Origin of the sequence: Rathayibacter sp. AY1F6 (assembly GCF_002932035.1) — a bacterium.
Classification (GTDB): Bacteria; Actinomycetota; Actinomycetes; order Actinomycetales; family Microbacteriaceae; genus Rathayibacter.
In genome coordinates, this window is sequence record NZ_PSVD01000009.1 from 1 (window position 1) to 18,460 (window position 18,460).

Here is an 18,460-nt window from a genome sequence, read left to right on the forward strand (position 1 = left end):
GGGCGCTCTCGTCCTCGACGAGCAGGATGCTGGTCACGCGTGTTCTCCTATCGGGGCGGTCGCCGCGAAGGGCGTCCGGGCGGGGTCGGCCGTCGGGGTGACGGTCGGCGTCGCGGAGGGCGCGGGGGTCAGCGTCGAGTAGGCCTCGAGGGCGTTCGTCAGGACGGGGACGAGGAGCTCCTTGCCCTGCTCGGAGCCGTACTGGAAGTAGACGGGGAGCAGGCCGCCGGGGATCGTGTCGATGTCATCCATCTGGACGGCCTCGGTGCTGTCGGGGCGGACCTCGGTACGGCCGGGGACGGCGTCGACGGTGTCGCTGGTGCGGCCCGCGGAGCCCTCATACTGCACCTCGACGCTCAGCGCCTCATCGGTGGAGTTCACGAGCGTCACGATCAGGGTGCCGGCCTCGCCGTCGTCCGAGACGATCATCGCGTTGCGGATGGCGAGATCGCCGATCGTCGCGCCGACTCCGTCGCTCGGGTCGTAGATCTTGCGCGTCGCCTGCGGGGCGACGAGGTTGCAGCCGGCGGTAGCGAGGGCGACGCCGACCGCGAGAACGACGGATGCAGCGATACGCGCCTTCACAGGAACCTCCAGATCGTCGGCCCCGCTCGCCCCGGACAGGGCGACTTCACTGTGCACGAGCCGACACCAGGCTAGCGTAGCGAGCACCGCGGCTCCGCCCGTCCGGACTCCCGTCCCGCTCGGCGCGCATGGTAATCTTTCCGCCGCTGAAAGGACGTCGCATGCAGTTCGAGGTCGGAGAGACGGTCGTCTACCCCCATCACGGAGCCGCCACGATCGCCGAGGTGAAGACCCGGACGATCAAGGGCCAGGAGAAGACGTACCTGAAGCTCCGCGTCGCGCAGGGCGACCTCGTCATCGAGGTGCCCGCCGACAACGTCGACCTGGTCGGCGTCCGCGACGTCATCGGCCGCGAGGGCGTCGAGCGCGTGTTCGAGGTCCTGCGCGCCGAGGTCGTCGAGGAGCCGACCAACTGGTCGCGCCGCTACAAGGCCAACCTCGAGAAGCTCGGGTCCGGAGACGTCGTCAAGGTCTCCGAGGTCGTCCGCGACCTCACCCGCCGCGACCGCGACCGCGGCCTCTCGGCGGGGGAGAAGAGCATGCTCGCCAAGGCCCGCCAGATCCTCGTCTCCGAGCTCGCCCTGGCCGAGAAGACCGACGAGGACGCCGCCTCCGTGCTCCTCGACGAGGTCCTCGCATCCTGAACGGTCCGGCCGGCGCGCCGACCGCGGCCGTCGTCGTCGTCGCCGCCGGCAGCGGCACGAGGCTCGGCCGCGAGCGCCCCAAGGCCTACGTCGACTGCGCGGGGAGGACGATCCTCGAGCGCAGCCTGCGCACGGTGCTGCTGCTCGCGGAGCCGGTCCAGATCGTCGTCGTGGCTCCCGCCGCCCTCCTCGAGGAGACGGCCGCTCTGACGCACGCCGCCGGAGCCCCGGACGGCTCCGTCAGCGTCGTCGCCGGAGGCGCCAGCCGCCAGGAGTCGGTCGCTCGAGGGCTCCGGGCGCTCGGCCCGGCCGTCGAGACGGTGCTCGTGCACGACGCCGCCCGCGCCCTCACGCCCGTCGACCAGTTCGAGCGGGTGATCGCGGCGGTCCGGGAGACGGGCGGCGGAGTGATCCCGGGTCTGCCGGTCACCGACACGATCAAGCGCATCCGCGCCGACGGCGGGATCCTCGGCACGGTGGACCGCTCCGAGCTCGCCGCGGTGCAGACGCCGCAGGGCTTCCCGCGCGCGCTCCTCGACGAGGCCTACGCCTCGGCGGAGGAGGACTTCACCGACGACGCGGCGCTCCTCGCCTCGCGCGGCAGTCCCTCGATCGTCGTCGCCGGCGACCCGCTCGCCTTCAAGATCACCACCCCCTGGGACCTGGCCCGCGCCGAGCAGGTGCTCGCACCGCCGCCCGCCGTCGTCGTGCCGCGCGTCGGCATCGGCACGGACGTGCACGCGTTCGACGACGCGTCGCCGCTCTGGCTCGCCGGGCTGCACTGGCCGGGGGAGCGGGGCCTGTCCGGGCACAGCGACGGCGACCCGGTCGCCCACGCGATCTGCGACGCGCTCCTGGGGGCGGCGGGTCTCGGCGACATCGGCTCCCGCTTCGGCACGGCCGACCCGCGCTTCGCGGACGCCCACGGCGAGGTCTTCCTCCGCGCGACCCGCGAGCTGGTGGAGGCCGCCGGCTTCGCCATCGGCAACGTCTCGGTGCAGCTCATCGGCAACCGCCCGAAGTTCTCGCCGCGGCGCGAGGAGGCGCAGAGGCTGCTCTCGGAGCTGCTCGGCGCACCGGTCAGCGTCGCCGCCACCACCTCGGACGCGCTGGGCTTCACCGGCCGGGGCGAGGGGGTCGCCGCGACCGCGACGGCACTCGTCCTGCCGACCCCCGCTGTCGCCCGGTAGTCCCCGGGCGGAGCCGCCGACCCGGCCGGGAGCGGTCCGCCCGGTAAACTCGCCCGCGTGACTCTGCGACTGCATGACTCGAAGGCCCAGGCCCTCGTCGATTTCGTCCCCCTCCGCGAGAACGAGGTCGGGATGTACGTCTGCGGACCCACCGTGCAGTCCTCTCCCCACATCGGGCACCTGCGCTCCGCCCTCGCCTACGACCAGCTGCGCCGCTGGCTGGCGTACCGCGGCTTCCAGGTCACCCTGGTGCGCAACGTGACCGACATCGACGACAAGATCCTCGCCATCGCCGAGGACGCGCGGCGTCGGGCGCCCGAGGGCGCGCCGGTCGAGCAGTGGTGGGCGCTCGCCTACCGCGTGGAGCTCGAGTTCACCGCCGCGTACACGGCCCTCGGCATCCTCCCGCCGACCTACGAGCCGCGCGCGACCGCGAGCATCGCCGAGATGATCACGCTCATCCAGACCCTGATCGAGCGCGGTCACGCCTACCCGGCGCCCGACGACTCCGGCGACGTCTACTTCGACACGCGGTCCTGGCCGGACTACGGCTCACTCACCCACCAGCGCCTCGAGAGCATGGAGGCGGCGACCGACGCCGACCCGCGCGGCAAGCGCGACCCGCACGACTTCGCTCTCTGGAAGGGCGCCAAGCCGGAGGAGCCCGAGTCGGCCGCCTGGGCCTCGCCGTGGGGCGCCGGGCGCCCCGGCTGGCACATCGAGTGCTCCGCGATGTCGACGAAGTACCTCGGCACCCAGTTCGACATCCACGGCGGCGGGCTCGACCTGCGCTTCCCCCACCACGAGAACGAGCTCGCCCAGTCCAGCGCCGCCGGCCACGCCTTCGCCAGCTACTGGCTGCACAACGGCCTCGTGTCCGTCACCGGCCAGAAGATGAGCAAGTCGCTCGGCAACTCGGTGTTCGCCTCCGAGCTGCTCGAGGCGGCCCGCCCGCTCGTCGTCCGCTACTACCTCGGCTCGGCCCACTACCGCTCCACCCTCGAGTTCCACGACGGGGCCCTCGAGGAGGCCGAAGCGGCGCTGGAGCGGATCGAGGGCTTCCTCGAGCGCTCCCGCCGCCGCCTCGACGGCACGCGGTTCGCCGCGCTCGGCGAGCCGGTGGTTCCGGAGGAGTTCGCCGAGGCGATGGACGACGACCTGTCCGTCCCGCAGGCCATCGGCGTCCTGCACGAGACCGTGCGCGCCGGCAACGCCGCCCTCGACGCCGAGGACCTCGGCTCCGTCTCGGCCCTGCGCACCCAGGTGCTCGCGATGGCGGCCGTGCTCGGCATCGACCCGGAGGCGCCCGAGTGGGCGCGCTCCGACGACGAACCCTCGTACCGCGCGCTCAGCGTGCTGGTCGACCGCCTGGTCGCCGAACGCCAGACCGCGCGCGAGCAGCGCGACTGGGCGAGCGCCGACCGCATCCGAACCGATCTCGCCGCGGCGGGAATCACGATCGAAGACACCCAGACGGGTGCGCATTGGAGTCTCGATGGCGAATAAGCCCGGCCGCCCCGGAGCGGTCCGAAAGAAGAGCAAGGGCAAGGCCGTCGGTTCCGGCGGTCAGGGCCGTCAGGCCCTCGAGGGCAAGAAGCCCACGCCCAAGGCCGAGGACCGGCCCTACCACCCCGCAGGCAAGGCGAAGCTCGCGCGCGAGCGCTTCGTCGCCGCCGGCGGAAAGGGCCGTCCCGGCGGAGCCCTCTCCGCGGCCGCCCGCGGACAGGGGCGCCCCGCCCCGTCGCGCAAGCCCAAGAGCGGCGACGACTTCGAGATGGTGACGGGCCGGAACTCGGTCCTCGAGGCGCTGCGCGCCAGCATCCCGGCCACCACCCTGTACCTCGCGACCCGCATCGAGATGGACGACCGGGTCAAGGAGGCGCTCAAGATCGCCACCGCCCGCGGCCTTCCCGTGCTCGAGGTCATGCGCCCGGAGCTCGACCGCCTCGCCGGCCCCGACTCCGTGCACCAGGGCCTCGTGCTGAAGGTGCCGCCCTACGAGTACGCCCACCCGAGCGACCTGCTCGAGCGCAGCGTCTCCCGCGGAGCGGTCCCCCTCCTCGTCGCCCTCGACGGCATCACCGACCCGCGCAACCTCGGAGCGATCATCCGCTCCGTCGCCGCGTTCGGCGGCCAGGGCGTCATCGTCCCGCAGCGCCGCTCCGTGGGCCTCAACTCCGCCGCCTGGAAGACCTCCGCCGGAGCCGCCGCGCGCATCCCCGTCGCGATGGCGTCCAACCTCACCGCCATGATCAAGGACTTCAAGCGCGCGGGCGTCTTCGTCATCGGACTCGACGGCGACGGCGACGTGATGCTGCCCGGCCTCGAACTCGCCGACCGGCCGCTCCTCGTCGTCGTCGGCAGCGAGGGCAAGGGCCTCTCCCGCCTCGTCACCGAGCAGTGCGACGCCGTCGTCTCCATCCCGATCAGCTCCGCCACCGAATCCCTCAACGCCGGGATCGCGGCGTCGGTCGCGCTCTACGAGATCTCCAAACTCCGCTCCGCCTCCGAGTAGCGCGGGCACCGGCACGGCGATCTGCGGCGTTGTCGCCGGGCGCGATACCGCCGGTATCGCTTCCTCCTCCGCCTTCCAGCTCACAGCGCGAGCGCCGGCACGGCGATCTGCGGCGTTGTCGTCGGGCGCGATACCGCCGGTATCGCTTCCTCCTCCGCCTTGCAGCTCACCGCGCCGGCACCCGCGCTCCAGGTCTGGATGTCAGGGGCGCCGCCTTCGGCGAGCGGACAGGGGCGCCGCCTGCGGCGAGCGGATCGAGGGCGCCGCCTGCGGCGAGCGAGCCGGGGGAATGCGAAGAGGGCCCGTGCTGACAGCGCGGGCCCTCTTGCGGTGGGGGGTCAGACGTTCTTCGTCCAGTCGACGTCGGCGTCCTCGTCGGTGAGCTCGGCGTCGCCGGACTCGTCGAGGACGAGGTTCGGGAGGGTCAGCGCCTCGGTGGGAGGAGCGATGACCGTCGCCTCGTCGCGGCGGTGACGCAGGATGTCGTTCACGTAGGCGGTGACCGCCTCTGCCAGGGGGACGTCGCGCGCCTGCTGCTGCGACATGAACCATCGGTGCTCGAGCAGCTGGTGGAACATCTCGGCCGGCTCCAGGCGGCCCTTGAGATCACGGGGGATCGAGCGGATGACCGGCTCGAACACCTGCGCCAGCCACTCGTGCGCCACCATCTCCTCGTCCAGGCCCTGCTTGTCGTAGGTCGCCGTGTACGAGTCGAGGTCGTTGAGCAGGCGCCGCGCCTGGTTCTCCTGCGCGTCCAGCCCGGTGAGACGGAGCAGCCGCCGCTGGTGGTGGCCGGCGTCGACCACCTTCGGCTGGATCCGCACCGTGGACCCGGCCTCGTCGGTCTTGATCGCGAGCTCCTCGATGTCGAAGCCCAGCTCGTTCAGCCGGTTCACGCGGTCGTTGATCCGCCAGCGCTCCGACGTCGCGAACGACTCGGCACCGGTCAGCTCCTTCCAGAGGCTGCGGTACGCCGCGACGATGCCGTCGGAGACCGTGATCGGATCGAGGTCGTCGTCGACGCGTCCGCCGGCCTCGAGGTCGAGCAGCTCGCCGGCGATGTTGACGCGGGCGATCTCCAGATCGTTCTCGCGCTGGCCGTTCGAGAGGCCGCCCGAGTAGAGCTGCCCGGTCTCCGCATCGACCAGGTAGGCGGCGAAGGCGCCGGCATCGCGCCGGAAGAGGGTGTTCGAAAGGGACACGTCGCCCCAGAAGAAGCCGATCACGTGCAGGCGGACCAGGAGGAGCGCCAGCGCGTCGACCAGACGGGTCGCCGTGTCCGGCCGCAGCGTCTGCGAGAAGAGCGCCCGATAGGGGAGCGAGAACTTGAGGTGACGGGTGACCAGCACGGCGGGCAGGGCCTCGCCCTCGTCGTCGGTGCGGTTCGTGATCACGGCGCCCGGCACCACGCACGGCACGTCGAGGCGCTGCAGCGTCTTCAGCATCTCGTACTCGCGCCGCGACATCTCGGCGGTCGTCTCCTTGACGGCGACGACGTGTCCGGAGAGGTGGGCGAAGCGGACCGTGTGCCGCGAGATGCCCTTCGGCAGGGCGGCGATGTACTCGTCGGGCCAGTCGTCGAGCCGCAGGTTCCACGGCAGGTCGAGCAGGGCCGGGTCGACGGTGGCCGAGGTGATGTTCAGGGAGCCGGACATGGTGCGCCGTTCGTGTCGCGTGTCGGACGGTGGGGGAGCCGCAGACGACGCTGCCGCCGCCCTGGAGGGGACGGCGGCAGCGTGCGGTGCAGGAGGAGGCTCAGGAGAGGCGCTCGCCCGACTCCGCGTCGAAGATGTGCACGCGGTGGTTCGCGGTCACGTACACGCGGTCGCCCGCGGTCGGGTGCACGCGGCCGTCGACGCGCGCGACGATGTCGGTGCGGCGGCCCTCGACCTCGGTGTGGCCGTAGAGGTAGCCGTCCGAGCCGAGCTCCTCGATGAGGTCGACCTCGATCGGCAGTCCGCCGGGCTGGGTCGAGACGGTGACGTCCTCGGGTCGCACGCCGAGCGTGACGACCTTCTGGCTCGTCTTCGCGAGCGCCTCGCGGGCGATCGGGAGGACGGTGTCGCCGAACTTGACGCCGCCGTCGGTGACGTCCGCGTGGAACAGGTTCATCGCGGGCGAGCCGATGAAGCCGGCCACGAAGACGTTGTTCGGGTTCTCGTACAGGTCGCGGGGCGAGCCGACCTGCTGGAGGAGGCCGTCCTTGAGGACCGCGATGCGGTCGCCCATGGTGAGCGCCTCGGTCTGGTCGTGGGTGACGTAGACCGTGGTGATGCCCAGGCGGCGCTGCAGCGTGCCGATCTGGGTGCGGGTGGACACGCGGAGCTTGGCGTCGAGGTTCGACAGCGGCTCGTCCATGAGGAAGACCTGGGGCTTGCGGACGATGGCGCGGCCCATCGCGACGCGCTGGCGCTGGCCACCGGAGAGCGCCTTCGGCTTGCGGTTCAGGTAGGGCTCGAGGTCGAGCATCTTCGCGGCCTCGAGGACCCGCGCGGCGCGCTCGTCCTTGTTGACGCCGGCGATCTTGAGCGCGAAGCCCATGTTCTCGGCGACCGACATGTGCGGGTACAGCGCGTAGTTCTGGAAGACCATCGCGATGTCGCGGTCCTTCGGCGGAACGTCCGTGACGTTGCGGTCGCCGATGAGGATGCGGCCCTCGTTGACCTCTTCGAGGCCGGCGAGCATGCGCAGCGAGGTGGACTTGCCGCAGCCGGAGGGGCCGACGAGGACGAGGAACTCGCCGTCGCCCACCTCGAGGTTGAGCTTGTCGACGGAGGCGCGAGTGGCCCCGGGGTAGACGCGGGACGCGTGGTCGAAAGTTACGGACGCCATTGTTCTTGCTCCTTCACCGGCAGGTACGTGCCGGACGATCCGAGTGAATGGAAGTGATGGTCATCATCGCGTGGGCGACTCCGACCAACCGTCACAGTATGCCACGGGGCCGACAGTCGTCGGTCGGGCACCGCGTATCCGTCGTTTGGAGGTTTCCCAGGGCTCGCGCGTAGGATTCCGGCGAGTCGCGCCCGGCGACCCCCTTCTTCCCCCTCTCTCATTCGGAGCGTTCTTGTCATGACCACCGGCGGAGCCAATGACCGTCTCTCGAAGAACCAGCGACGAGAGGCCGCCCGAGAGAAGGCGCGCCGCCTGCGCGAGCAGCAGAAGCGCCGCGACCGCGTGAGCCGCTTCGCCCTGCAGGGCGGGCTCGCCGCCGTCGTGATCGCGGTCGTCGTGATCGTGGTCTTCGCCGTCACCTCGAGCATCCGCCCCGCGGGCCCGGGCCCGGCGAACATGGCGAGCGACGGTGTCGTCATCGGCGAGAACATGGTCGCGCAGACGAGCGGCGCCGTCGCCGCCGACGGGACGCCCACCCCCAGCGCGCTCGACACCTCGGCCGGCACGGTCGACATCCGGGTCTACCTCGACTACCTCTGCCCCTACTGCGGCCAGTTCGAGAAGACCAACGGCGACCAGATCAAGGAGTGGGTGACCAGCGGTGCCGCGACGGTCGAGATCCACCCGATCGCCATCCTCACGACCCGCTCCAACGGCACCAAGTACTCGGAGCGCTCGGCCAACGCCGCCGCGTGCGTCGCGGACCGCTCGCCCGACTCGTTCTTCGACTTCAACTCCCTGCTGTTCGCCAACCAGCCGGCGGAGGGGACCGACGGACTCTCGGACGACCAGTTGAAGGATTACGCCTCGCAGGCCGGCGTCGAGGACACGGCGGCCGTGAACACCTGCATCGACGACCAGAGCTTCGTGAGCTGGGTCCGCGCCGCGACCGAGCGCGCCACCTCGGGTCCGCTGCCCGGCACGGACGTGCCCGCAGTCACGGGCACCCCGACCGTCCTGGTCAACGGCGAGGCGTACTCGGGCTCGCTGACCGACCCGGACGCTTTCAGCTCCTTCGTGCTCTCGGCCGCCGCCGACTCCTACTCGTCGGCGACTCCCGCGCCCACCTCCTCCGAGACCCCGGCGCCGAGCGACACGCCCGCCTCGACCGAGGCCCCCGCGTCGACCGAGACGCCCGCGTCGACCGAGACCCCCGCTCCCAGCGACGCCCCGGTCTCCACCGAGGCTCCGGCCTCCTCCGAGCCCACTCCGGCCGCCGCGGGCTGAGCCCCGGACGCGCAAGAACCCCGCGCATGCAGAAGGCCCCGACCGCACACAGCGGTCGGGGCCTTCTTCTCTCCTGAGCCGACGACGGGACTTGAACCCGTAACCGCCCGATTACAAGTCGGGTGCGCTACCAATTGCGCCACGTCGGCAGGTGCGCTCGCGCGCCCGGCCACCCTATCGCGGTCCCCGGATCCGCCCGGATCGGGGCCCGCCGCGTCTCACGGTTCGAGGATGCTGAGGTGCCGCTCGGCGGGAGCGGGACGCTTGGGGCCGCCGATCTTCCCGTCGGGACGGCCGACGTAGAGCCAGCCGAGCAGCTCCTCGCCCTTCTCGAGGCGATGCGCCTTCCGCACGGCCTTGTCGCGCGTGTAGGAGCCGGTGCGCCAGAAGACACCCCAGCCCGCCTCGTCGAGCAGCAGGCTCAGGAGGTGGGCGACGCCCGAGGCGACGGCCTCCTGCTCCCAGGCCGGCACCTTCGACTTCTTGACGCTGACCACGACGGCCAGCAGCAGGGAGGCGCGGTGCGTCTTCTCGATGTACTTCCGCGGGTCCTTCTTCGCCCCCGAGGCGACCGCGAAGCTGCGGCCGACCCGGTCGCGGGCGGCGCCGCGGATCTCGATGACCCGCCACGGGCGCAGCGAGCTGTGATCGGCGAGACGCGACGCCGCCGAGACGAACGCCGCGATCTCGTCGTGCCCCGGAGCCTCCGGCGTCACCTTCGAGCGCGATCGGCGCGCGAGGACGGCCTCGAGCACGGGGGAGGAGGACACGGTCACTCGCCCTCGGCCTGGAAGTTCAGGGCGATCGAGTTCATGCAGTAGCGGTCGCCGGTGGGCGTGCCGAAGCCGTCGGGGAAGACGTGTCCCAGGTGGGATCCGCAGTTCGCGCAGCGGACCTCGGTGCGGACCATGCCGAGGGTGCTGTCCTCGATCAGCTGGACCGCGTCCGGGTTCACGGACTCGTAGAAGCTCGGCCAGCCGCAGCCGGAGTCGAACTTGGTGCCGCTCTTGAAGAGCTCGGCGCTGCAGGCGGCACAGGTGTAGAGGCCGGAGCGGTGCTCGTCGAGCAGCTCGCCGGTCCACGGGCGCTCGGTGGCCGCTTCGCGCAGGACCGCGTACTGGTCGCGGTCGAGCTCCTCGCGCCACTCGGCGTCGGACTTGTTCACGGAATACGACGACATGGGTCTCCCTCGGAATCCTCGTCAGTGTACGGGGGCGGTCGCGCCCCTCCACCTGGTCCAACCCCTGGGGCGACGGCTCCATTCCGCCTCCGCGGGCTGTGGAGGAGACTCCCCGCCTCCATGCCGCGACACGGTCACGAGGTGTTCGGAGCGCCTCCCCGGCGGCGGCCGTGGGCCTGCCTACCCTGGACGGATGAGCAGGACGACGGACCCGAGGCCGGGCACCGGTCTGTCCGAGCGCGAGCTGCGGGTGCTCGCCTTCGAGCGCGAGTGGACGGCCCGCTCCGGGGACAAGGACGACGCCATCCGCTCCCAGTTCGGACTGTCGGCCGCCCGCTATTATCAGGTGCTCAGCGCGGTGCTCGCCTCTCCGGCCGCCCTCGCGCACGACCCGATGCTCGTCACGCGGCTGCAGCGCATCCGCGACCAGCGCGCCGGCGCCCGCGCCTCGCGACGCCTCGGGCGCCTCGAGTAGACGAGCTGCTCGAGTCCACCAACGGAAGGCCGGCCGTACCCCCGATGTCGAACACGCACCCGAGAGACCGCTTCGACGAGGTCCCGGCGACGGAGGCGCGCGTCGGCGCCCACCGCCGGCCGCCGGCCCCTCACGCCCGCGCCGTCGCCCTCGCCTGGGCCGCGCTCGCCACCGGAGTCATCGTCCTGCTCGGCTTCATCGGGCTGCTGGTCATCGACGACCGGGTGCAGTTCACAGACGTGTTCACTCCGCCCACCGCGACCGCGGAGGCGACTCCGACCGCTGCCGCGACGCTCGATCCCGAGCTCGCCATCGCCATCCTCAACGGCACCGCCACCGTCGGACTCGCCGCCAGCGCCGGCGACGCCCTGACGACGGCCGGCTGGAGCGTCCCGACCGTCGCGAACGCGAACACCGAGGACATCGCCGCCACGACCGTCTACTTCACCGACCCGGCGCTCGAGGGAGCGGCCCTCGGTCTCGTCGACTCGCTCGGAACGGGGACCGTCCTGCTCTCGCAGGACTTCGTCGAGACGGGCTCCGTCGTCGTGGTCCTGGGGGCCGATTACGCGTCCGAGCAGGGCTGATCGGGGCCCTCTGTTACGGGCACGTTTCCTCCGTGTTGAATCCCGGGCAACTCTTCCCCGCGAGGCCCTTTCCAGCCCCTCCCGGGGCCGACAGCCGGATTAGTATTCCTGACCAGGCACCAGCACATCGCTCGTGCCGCGGGCATCACAGCACTGGGGAGTACAGAGATGGCGAACGGAACCGTCAAGTGGTTCAACGCTGAGAAGGGCTACGGCTTCATCACGGTCGACGGCGGCGGACAGGACGTCTTCGTCCACTACTCCGCGATCGACATGTCGGGGTACAAGGTCCTCGAGGAGGGGCAGCAGGTCGCGTTCGAGGTCGGCACGGGGTCGAAGGGCCCCCAGGCCGAATCGGTCCGCCCGGCCTGACCGCCGAGCCTCCCGGGAGCCGTCGTCCGCCTCGTGCGGGCGGCGGCTCCTTCGTGTCGGAGCGCGTGCCGGTCGCTTGCACTCGTCCACCGCGAGTGCCAGAATCGACCTTGGCACTCGCTCCGGTCGAGTGCCAGCACAGACATTTCACGACGTCCGGGAGGGACGAGAAACACACATGGCCAAGATCATTGCTTTTGACGAAGAAGCCCGCCGCGGCCTCGAGCGTGGACTCAACACTCTGGCCGACGCGGTCAAGGTGACCCTCGGCCCGCGCGGCCGCAACGTCGTCCTCGAGAAGAAGTGGGGCGCTCCCACGATCACGAACGACGGCGTCTCCATCGCCAAGGAGATCGAGCTCGACGAGCCGTACGAGAAGATCGGCGCCGAGCTCGTCAAGGAGGTCGCCAAGAAGACCGACGACGTCGCCGGCGACGGAACCACCACCGCGACCGTCCTCGCTCAGGCGCTCGTCCGCGAGGGCCTGCGCAACGTCGCGGCCGGCGCCGACCCGATCAGCCTCAAGAAGGGCATCGAGAAGGCCGTCAAGGCCGTCACCGCCGAGCTCATCGCCGGCGCGAAGGCGATCGAGACCAAGGAGGAGATCGCGGCGACCGCCTCCATCTCCGCCGCGGACCCCGAGATCGGCGCGATCATCGCCGAGGCGATCGACAAGGTCGGCAAGGAGGGCGTCGTCACCGTCGAGGAGTCGAACACCTTCGGCACCGAGCTCGAGCTCACCGAGGGCATGCGCTTCGACAAGGGCTACCTGTCGCAGTACTTCGTGACCGACCCCGACCGCCAGGAGGCGGTGTTCGAGGACCCCTACATCCTCATCGTCAACTCCAAGGTCTCGAACATCAAGGACCTGCTCCCGGTCGTCGACAAGGTGATCCAGGCGGGCAAGCAGCTGCTGATCATCGCCGAGGACGTCGACGGCGAGGCGCTGGCGACCCTGGTCGTCAACAAGATCCGCGGCATCTTCAAGTCGGTCGCCGTCAAGGCTCCCGGCTTCGGCGACCGTCGCAAGGCGCAGCTCCAGGACATCGCGATCCTCACCGGCGGCCAGGTCATCTCCGAGGAGGTCGGCCTCAAGCTCGAGAACGTCACCCTCGACCTGCTCGGCTCGGCCCGCAAGGTCGTCATCACCAAGGACGAGACCACGATCGTCGAGGGTGCCGGCGACGCCGAGGCGATCGCCGGCCGCGTCGCGCAGATCCGCGGCGAGATCGAGAACACCGACAGCGACTACGACCGCGAGAAGCTCCAGGAGCGCCTCGCGAAGCTCGCCGGCGGCGTCGCGGTCATCAAGGCCGGAGCGGCGACCGAGGTCGAGCTCAAGGAGCGCAAGCACCGCATCGAGGACGCCGTCCGCAACGCGAAGGCCGCCGTCGAGGAGGGCATCGTCGCCGGTGGTGGCGTCGCCCTCATCCAGGCCGGCAAGCTCGCCTTCGAGAAGCTCGAGCTCGTCGGAGACGAGGCGACCGGCGCGAACATCGTCAAGGTCGCCATCGACGCTCCGCTCAAGCAGATCGCCCTCAACGCGGGCATGGAGCCCGGCGTCGTCGCTGCGAAGGTCCGCGAGCTGCCCACCGGACACGGCCTCAACGCCGCGACCGGCGAGTACGTCGACCTCATCGCCGCGGGCATCATCGACCCGGTCAAGGTCACGCGCTCCGCTCTGCAGAACGCGGCGTCGATCGCCGGTCTCTTCCTCACCACGGAGGCCGTCGTCGCCGACAAGCCCGAGAAGAACCCGGTCGCTGCGGGCGGCGACCCCACCGGAGGCATGGACTTCTAGTCCAGGCCCCCCACCACGCAGAAGGCGGTTCCCCTCCGGGGGAGCCGCCTTCCGCGTTTCCGGAGGCATCTGACCGAGTAGCGGGCGACCCCACCGGCAGGTGGTCCTGGATCCGCTCCGCGACCACAACGGCGGTCCTCCTGCGGTGGCACCGCCCTCCGCGCCGCCTCGGTCTCCTCAGCGGACACCGGCACCGGAAGCGCGTGGAAGGCGCCGGTGCGGGTCGCGACGTCCGGGTCAAGGCAGAGAAGTCTTCGGCCGAACGGATGCGGACGGCGATCCCGCAGGATCCGGTGACGCGGCATCCGTCGAGCGTCGGGTCTCATCTCCAGCGGTCCGGGCGGGGTCGCCGCCCGGTGGCCCCCAAGAGGAGAGAGTGAGCTGCGCGCGGCCGTGAGCGCCGGGTGCGCGAGGTCACGGTCGCCCCGGCCGGATCGATCCGTGCCGCTCGCGGACGTCGACGGGAGAGCCCGGACCGAAGGGGTCCCCGAGGAAGGACGGACCGCGGTGCGGATCAGACCGAGGCGGGGGAGGTCTCGCCGTTCTGGCCGACCGTGAGCAGCGGCAGCGCGACGCGGAAGGTCGCGCCTCCGCCCGGCGTCTCGACGACGTCCACGCGGCCCTTGTGCGCGGCGACGATCGAGGACACGATCGCCAGTCCGAGGCCGCTGCCGCCGGTCTCGCGGGTCCGCGACGTGTCCGCGCGCCAGAAGCGCTGGAAGATCTTCTCGCGGATCTGCGGCGGGATGCCCTCGCCGTGATCGATGACCTCCAGGAGTGCGAGGCGGCGGGAGCGGTCGACGGCGACGCCGATCTCGATCGGAGTGTCCTCGGGCGTGTAGCGGACGGCGTTGCCGATCAGGTTCGTCAGGACCTGGCGGATCTTGTTCTCCTCCGCCATCACCATCGCCGGCACGCCCGGCTCCTCGGGGGCGGTGGCGGTGCCGGCGGCGATCTCCTCGGCGTTGACCCGTCGCGGACGCCGGCGGAATCGGGCGAGCCTCGCTCCTGCAGCGGCGATCGGGCCGGTGAGCCCGGGGTTCGTCAGCTCCATGGTCTGCGTGGCGGAGGCGCCGGCCTCGTCGGGCTCGAGCGCGGGCGTCTCCACGGGGGTGTCGTCGCGGGTCTCGACGCCGAAGTCGCGGTCGGGCCAGGAGGCCATCGCGTCCATCGCGGCGTCGCGGGCGAGCGGCATCAGATCGACGGGCGCGAGTGCGAGAGGCTTCGTCTCGTCGAGGCGGGCGAGCTCGAGAAGGTCCTCGACCAGGCCGCCCATCCGGATCGCCTCCTTCTCGATGCGCTCCATCGCCTGGCCGACGGCCTCGGGCGTCTGCAGAGCGCCCATCCGGTACAGCTCGGCGTAGCCGCGGACGGAGACCAGCGGGGTGCGCAGCTCGTGGCTGGCGTCGCCGACGAAGCGGCGCATCTGGTCGATCGTGCGGGCGCGGTCGCGGAAGGCGGAGTCGATCCGCCCGAGCATCGCGTTCAGGGAGCGGTTGAGGCGTCCGACCTCGGTGTTGGGTGTCGTGCCGTCCAGGCGCTGGCTGAAGTCGCCGTCGGCGATGGCGGCGGCGGTCTGCTCGACCTCGCGCAGCGGGGCGAAGGTGGTGGTGACCAGCAGGCGGGTGAGGAGTGCGCCGATCACGACGATCGCGACTCCGAAGCCGAGGAAGATCGTGAGGTACGTCGTCATGATGACGTCGACGCTGCGGGTCGACACCGCGAGCAGGAGCGTCTGGTACTCGGTGCCCCTCGTGAACACCGTCGACATGACGTGGTACTCGACCTTGCCGTTGGAGCTCCAGATCTCCATCGGCTTGTCGCCGCCCTGCAGCGCCTGCTCGAGGGTGAAGGTCTGCGGGAAGGCGGGGTCGGCCGCGCCGGACGCGTTCGTGTTGTCGAGCGTGCCGTACTGGTCGTAGACGGCGCCGAAGTCGGCCTTGGACTCGTCGATCGCGGCGAGGTCGTTGACGGAGAGGTCGCTCGCCGTCCGCTGGACCTGGTCGGCCAGCTGCGCGTCGAGCTGGGCGACGAGCTGCGGCTTCAGCATCGTCATCGTCCCGATCCCGGAGACGAGGAGTCCCAGCGTGAGCAGGAGGACCGTGACCGCGGTGATCTTGGTGCGCAACGAGATGGAGTTCCACCGCTCGGCCAGACCCTGGTGCATGGCGGTGGAACTCCCTCGGGATCGGCGGGCGCCGCGCCTCCGGCGGGAGGTGGCGCCGAGGTGGCGGAGGCTAGGCCTTCGCGACCTTCAGCATGTATCCGAATCCTCGCTTGGTCTGGATGAGCGATTCCTCCGAATGCGTGTCGAGCTTACGTCGCAGGTACGAGATGTAGGACTCGACGATGCCCGCATCGCCGTTGAAGTCGTACTCCCAGACGTGGTCGAGGATCTGCGCCTTGCTGAGCACCCGGTTCGGGTTGAGCATCAGGTAGCGGAGCAGCTTGAACTCGGTGGGGCTGAGCTCCACCGGCTCGTCGCCGACGAGGACCTCGTGCGTGTCCTGGTCCATCGTCAGCTCGCCGGCCCGGATGACCGCGTCCTCCTCGGCGTGCATGGTGCGGCGGAGGATCGCCTTGATGCGCGCGACGATCTCGTCGAGGCTGAACGGCTTCGTGACGTAGTCGTCACCGCCGACGGTGAGGCCCGTGATCTTGTCCTCGGTGTCGTCCTTCGCCGTGAGGAAGAGGATGGGGGAGGTGTACCCGGCCGAGCGGAGGCGCTTGGTCACGCCGAACCCGTTCATGTCGGGGAGCATCACGTCGAGGATGATCAGGTCCGGCTCCTCCTCGAGGACCGCCGAGATGGCCTGGGCCCCGTTGCCGACCGCACGCACGGCGAAGCCGGCGAAGCGGAGGCTCGTGGTGAGCAGGTCTCTGATGTTGGGCTCGTCGTCGACGATGAGAATGCGGGGTCCGTCCATGCAGGACAGTATCTGGCCGTCGGCTGTACGGAGTCTGGGAGTCGGTTGTCCGGGCGCTCGGTGCCGGCTCGGCGGCGGGGAACGCCGGATCGGAGGCGGTGCGGCAGGAGGAGAGCGCGTCCGATCAGGACTGCGCGCGGCGGCGCCGGACCCCCACGATGAGCATCGCGATCATCATGAGGAACGCGATGGGCAGGCCCACCAGCGGCACAGCGAAGACGAACTGCCAGAACGGGCCGGCGTACTCGCGGATCCCGAGCGCGGGGGCGACCAGGATCGCGAGGAACGCGAGGACCGTCACGACGATGATCGCGATGAACATGTAGGCGAGCGTGCGCTCCGCGCGTCCGACGCCCGCCGGCTCCTGTGGCTTCACTCGTCAAGGATAGGGCGGCCCCGGTCGACTAAACTGATGGCTGCTTCATTTCCAGGAGGGGTCTGCATGCCTACCGGCAAGGTCAAGTTCTACGACGAGGAGAAGGGCTTCGGCTTCATCAGCACTGATGACGGCCAGGAGGTCTTCCTGCACGCTTCCGCGTTGCCCTCCGGGACCGCGGTCAAGGCCGGCACCCGCCTCGAGTTCGGCATCGCCGACGGCAAGCGCGGGGCGCAGGCGCTCTCGGCGCGCGTCCTCGACGCCCCGCCGAGCCTGGTGAAGCTCAACCGGAAGTCCGCGGACGACATGTCCGTGATCGTGGAGGACACGGTCAAGCTGCTCGACGGGATCGGCGCCGGGCTCAAGCGCGGCCGCTACCCCGACAAGGCGCACGGGCGCACGATCGCGGCGCTCCTGCGCCGGGTTGCGGACGAGCTGGATGCCTGACGCCGACGGCACGACCGACGAGCAGGGCCCGGTCGAGGAGACCGTCGCCGCTCCGACCACGGAGGACGCTCGGGTGGAGCAGTCCTCGGAAGAGGGCGACTCCGGCGCCGAGCCGGACGCGATTCCCGCCGATTCTGACTCCTCCGCTGAGGACACTCGCGGAGCCGACGAGGAGATCGACGCTGACCAGGCGGCTCCTGTCGACGAGGCTCCCTCCGGCGAGGGTGAGAGCGACGCGGCCCTCCCGGTGACCGAGGCTTCTGCCGAGGACTCCGCCTCTGCGGAGGAGACTCCTCCGGCCGACGACGTCGCCGCGGAGGCGGGAGTCTCCGGCTCGGGCACGGCTTCTGCTGCAGTGCCGGCTCCTGCTGAGGACGCGGCCACTGCTGACAACTCGACTCCTGCTGACGACGGGGGAACACCTGAGGACTCGGCTCCTGCTCAGGACGTGGCTCCTGCTGACGACTCGGCTCCTGCTGAGGATGCGACTTCTGCTGAGGATTCCGCCCTCGTCATGGACGAACCTTCCGACGCCGATGGCGCACCGGCGGCGGACGCGACGTCAGCCGACGACGACGCTTCCACGGGGGAGGCGGACGAGGCCGCCGCGGACGAGGCTCTCGAGCCCGTCTACGAGGCGGACGCCGTGCTTGCCGGGTCTCTCGATGTCGCGCGCGCCGCGCTCGCCGAGATCACCCCCGAGGGGACGATCGGCGAGCTGGTCACGACTCTGGCGCAGGGCGAGCACGTCGTGTCGCTGCAGTTCGCGAACCTCATGCGCGGGTACCCGGGTTGGCTGTGGACGGCGACGCTGTCCCGGATCGACGAGACCGAGGACGTGAACGTCCTGGAGGTCGAGCTGCTGCCGGGTGAGGGCGCGGTCCTCGCTCCGGACTGGGTGCCGTGGTCCGTGCGTCTCGCCGACTACCAGACCGCGCAGGACGCGCTCGGCGAGGAGGTCGAGGACGCGGACGACGACGAGCTCGAGGACGCCGAGGAAGACGACCTCGACGACGAGTCGGACGACGACTCCGACGAGGACGCGGGCGACGACGACGACTCGGATGACGACGACGATTCCGACGACCACGACTCGGACGACGAGGACTCGGACGAGGACGACTCCGACGACCCGGACGACGACCCCGACGACGAGGATTCCGACGACGTCGAGCCCGAACCCGCTCCCGCCCCGACCACCCGTCGCCGTCGCCGTCGTCGCTGATCCGGTCCGGCGCCGCC

The 18,460-nt window shown here is 70.8% G+C and carries 19 protein-coding genes and 1 tRNA gene; 11 read left to right on the plus strand and 9 right to left on the minus strand.

Annotation, left to right across the window (positions count from 1 at the left end; translation table 11 throughout):
- Nucleotides 1-33: 33 nt before the first annotated feature.
- Nucleotides 34-585, minus strand: a complete 552-nt coding sequence (locus C5C44_RS17020) for a hypothetical protein (protein ID WP_104355311.1) — start codon at nt 583-585, stop codon at nt 34-36.
- A gap of 161 nt (nt 586-746) precedes the next feature.
- Between C5C44_RS17020 and C5C44_RS09325 the strand changes: the two genes are divergently transcribed.
- Genes C5C44_RS09325 through rlmB form a run of 4 tightly spaced genes read left to right on the plus strand, consistent with a single transcriptional unit; the run spans nt 747 to nt 4,934 of the window.
- A complete protein-coding gene (locus C5C44_RS09325; RefSeq protein ID WP_104224589.1) occupies nt 747-1,229 on the plus strand; it encodes a CarD family transcriptional regulator in 483 nt (160 codons plus the stop codon).
- Entirely contained in the window at nt 1,223-2,419 is a 1,197-nt protein-coding gene (ispD, locus tag C5C44_RS09330; RefSeq protein WP_181131429.1) for a 2-C-methyl-D-erythritol 4-phosphate cytidylyltransferase, read from the plus strand. The genes C5C44_RS09325 and ispD overlap by 7 nt, the downstream gene beginning before the upstream one ends.
- Before the next feature lie 57 nt (nt 2,420-2,476).
- Complete coding sequence (cysS, locus tag C5C44_RS09335) at nt 2,477-3,925, plus strand: cysteine--tRNA ligase (RefSeq protein WP_104315193.1); 1,449 nt, start codon at nt 2,477-2,479, stop codon at nt 3,923-3,925.
- Nucleotides 3,915-4,934: a 23S rRNA (guanosine(2251)-2'-O)-methyltransferase RlmB gene (gene rlmB / locus C5C44_RS09340; protein ID WP_104224591.1), complete on the plus strand. Its 1,020-nt coding sequence runs from the start codon at nt 3,915-3,917 to the stop codon at nt 4,932-4,934. The genes cysS and rlmB overlap by 11 nt, the downstream gene beginning before the upstream one ends.
- A 338-nt stretch (nt 4,935-5,272) precedes the next feature.
- Here the strand turns inward: rlmB and C5C44_RS09345 are convergent, their stop codons facing one another.
- The gene (locus C5C44_RS09345; RefSeq protein ID WP_104226481.1) at nt 5,273-6,589 is read right to left on the minus strand and encodes a DUF4032 domain-containing protein; all 1,317 of its coding nucleotides are present in this window, start codon (nt 6,587-6,589) and stop codon (nt 5,273-5,275) included.
- A 100-nt stretch (nt 6,590-6,689) separates the two neighbouring features.
- Nucleotides 6,690-7,766, minus strand: coding sequence for an ABC transporter ATP-binding protein (locus C5C44_RS09350; RefSeq protein ID WP_104224593.1), 1,077 nt, complete (start codon nt 7,764-7,766; stop codon nt 6,690-6,692).
- A gap of 237 nt (nt 7,767-8,003) precedes the next feature.
- On the opposite strand from C5C44_RS09350, the gene C5C44_RS09355 reads away from it, so the two are divergent.
- Nucleotides 8,004-9,053: a thioredoxin domain-containing protein gene (locus tag C5C44_RS09355; protein WP_104224594.1), complete on the plus strand. Its 1,050-nt coding sequence runs from the start codon at nt 8,004-8,006 to the stop codon at nt 9,051-9,053.
- A gap of 76 nt (nt 9,054-9,129) precedes the next feature.
- On the opposite strand, the gene C5C44_RS09360 is transcribed toward C5C44_RS09355, so the two are convergent.
- From C5C44_RS09360 to msrB, 3 genes are all read right to left on the minus strand, one after another.
- Nucleotides 9,130-9,202: transfer RNA gene (locus tag C5C44_RS09360), tRNA-Thr, on the minus strand.
- Nucleotides 9,203-9,271: 69 nt separating this feature from the next.
- A complete protein-coding gene (locus C5C44_RS09365) occupies nt 9,272-9,829 on the minus strand; it encodes a nitroreductase family protein (RefSeq protein ID WP_104226480.1) in 558 nt (185 codons plus the stop codon).
- Entirely contained in the window at nt 9,826-10,233 is a 408-nt protein-coding gene (msrB, locus tag C5C44_RS09370) for a peptide-methionine (R)-S-oxide reductase MsrB (RefSeq protein WP_104224596.1), read from the minus strand. Before msrB ends, C5C44_RS09365 begins: the two co-directional genes overlap by 4 nt.
- Nucleotides 10,234-10,426: 193 nt before the next feature.
- On the opposite strand from msrB, the gene C5C44_RS09375 reads away from it, so the two are divergent.
- The 4 genes from C5C44_RS09375 (at nt 10,427) to groL (ending at nt 13,468) form a co-directional block, all read left to right on the plus strand.
- Nucleotides 10,427-10,708, plus strand: a complete 282-nt coding sequence (locus C5C44_RS09375) for a DUF3263 domain-containing protein (RefSeq protein ID WP_104224597.1) — start codon at nt 10,427-10,429, stop codon at nt 10,706-10,708.
- A gap of 44 nt (nt 10,709-10,752) precedes the next feature.
- The gene (locus C5C44_RS09380) at nt 10,753-11,295 is read left to right on the plus strand and encodes a LytR C-terminal domain-containing protein (RefSeq protein WP_104335742.1); all 543 of its coding nucleotides are present in this window, start codon (nt 10,753-10,755) and stop codon (nt 11,293-11,295) included.
- A 168-nt stretch (nt 11,296-11,463) separates the two neighbouring features.
- The gene (locus tag C5C44_RS09385; protein ID WP_104224599.1) at nt 11,464-11,667 is read left to right on the plus strand and encodes a cold-shock protein; all 204 of its coding nucleotides are present in this window, start codon (nt 11,464-11,466) and stop codon (nt 11,665-11,667) included.
- A gap of 178 nt (nt 11,668-11,845) precedes the next feature.
- Nucleotides 11,846-13,468 carry a chaperonin GroEL gene (gene groL / locus C5C44_RS09390; RefSeq protein ID WP_104224600.1) on the plus strand — a complete coding sequence of 541 codons (1,623 nt, stop codon included), beginning with the start codon at nt 11,846-11,848 and terminating at the stop codon, nt 13,466-13,468.
- Between the two features lie 514 nt (nt 13,469-13,982).
- On the opposite strand, the gene C5C44_RS09395 is transcribed toward groL, so the two are convergent.
- From C5C44_RS09395 to C5C44_RS09405, 3 genes are all read right to left on the minus strand, one after another.
- Nucleotides 13,983-15,635, minus strand: a complete 1,653-nt coding sequence (locus C5C44_RS09395) for a HAMP domain-containing sensor histidine kinase (protein WP_104224601.1) — start codon at nt 15,633-15,635, stop codon at nt 13,983-13,985.
- A 70-nt stretch (nt 15,636-15,705) separates the two neighbouring features.
- Nucleotides 15,706-16,395 (minus strand): response regulator transcription factor, encoded by a 690-nt coding sequence (locus tag C5C44_RS09400; protein ID WP_055787731.1) that lies wholly within the window; start codon nt 16,393-16,395, stop codon nt 15,706-15,708.
- Between the two features lie 124 nt (nt 16,396-16,519).
- A complete protein-coding gene (locus tag C5C44_RS09405) occupies nt 16,520-16,771 on the minus strand; it encodes a hypothetical protein (protein ID WP_244229474.1) in 252 nt (83 codons plus the stop codon).
- 66 nt (nt 16,772-16,837) lie between these two features.
- On the opposite strand from C5C44_RS09405, the gene C5C44_RS09410 reads away from it, so the two are divergent.
- Both C5C44_RS09410 and C5C44_RS17340 read left to right on the plus strand, forming a co-directional pair.
- Nucleotides 16,838-17,218 (plus strand): cold-shock protein, encoded by a 381-nt coding sequence (locus C5C44_RS09410; protein WP_104224602.1) that lies wholly within the window; start codon nt 16,838-16,840, stop codon nt 17,216-17,218.
- Nucleotides 17,211-18,443 (plus strand): DUF3027 domain-containing protein, encoded by a 1,233-nt coding sequence (locus C5C44_RS17340; protein ID WP_258066705.1) that lies wholly within the window; start codon nt 17,211-17,213, stop codon nt 18,441-18,443. The genes C5C44_RS09410 and C5C44_RS17340 overlap by 8 nt, the downstream gene beginning before the upstream one ends.
- Nucleotides 18,444-18,460 lie beyond the last annotated feature (17 nt).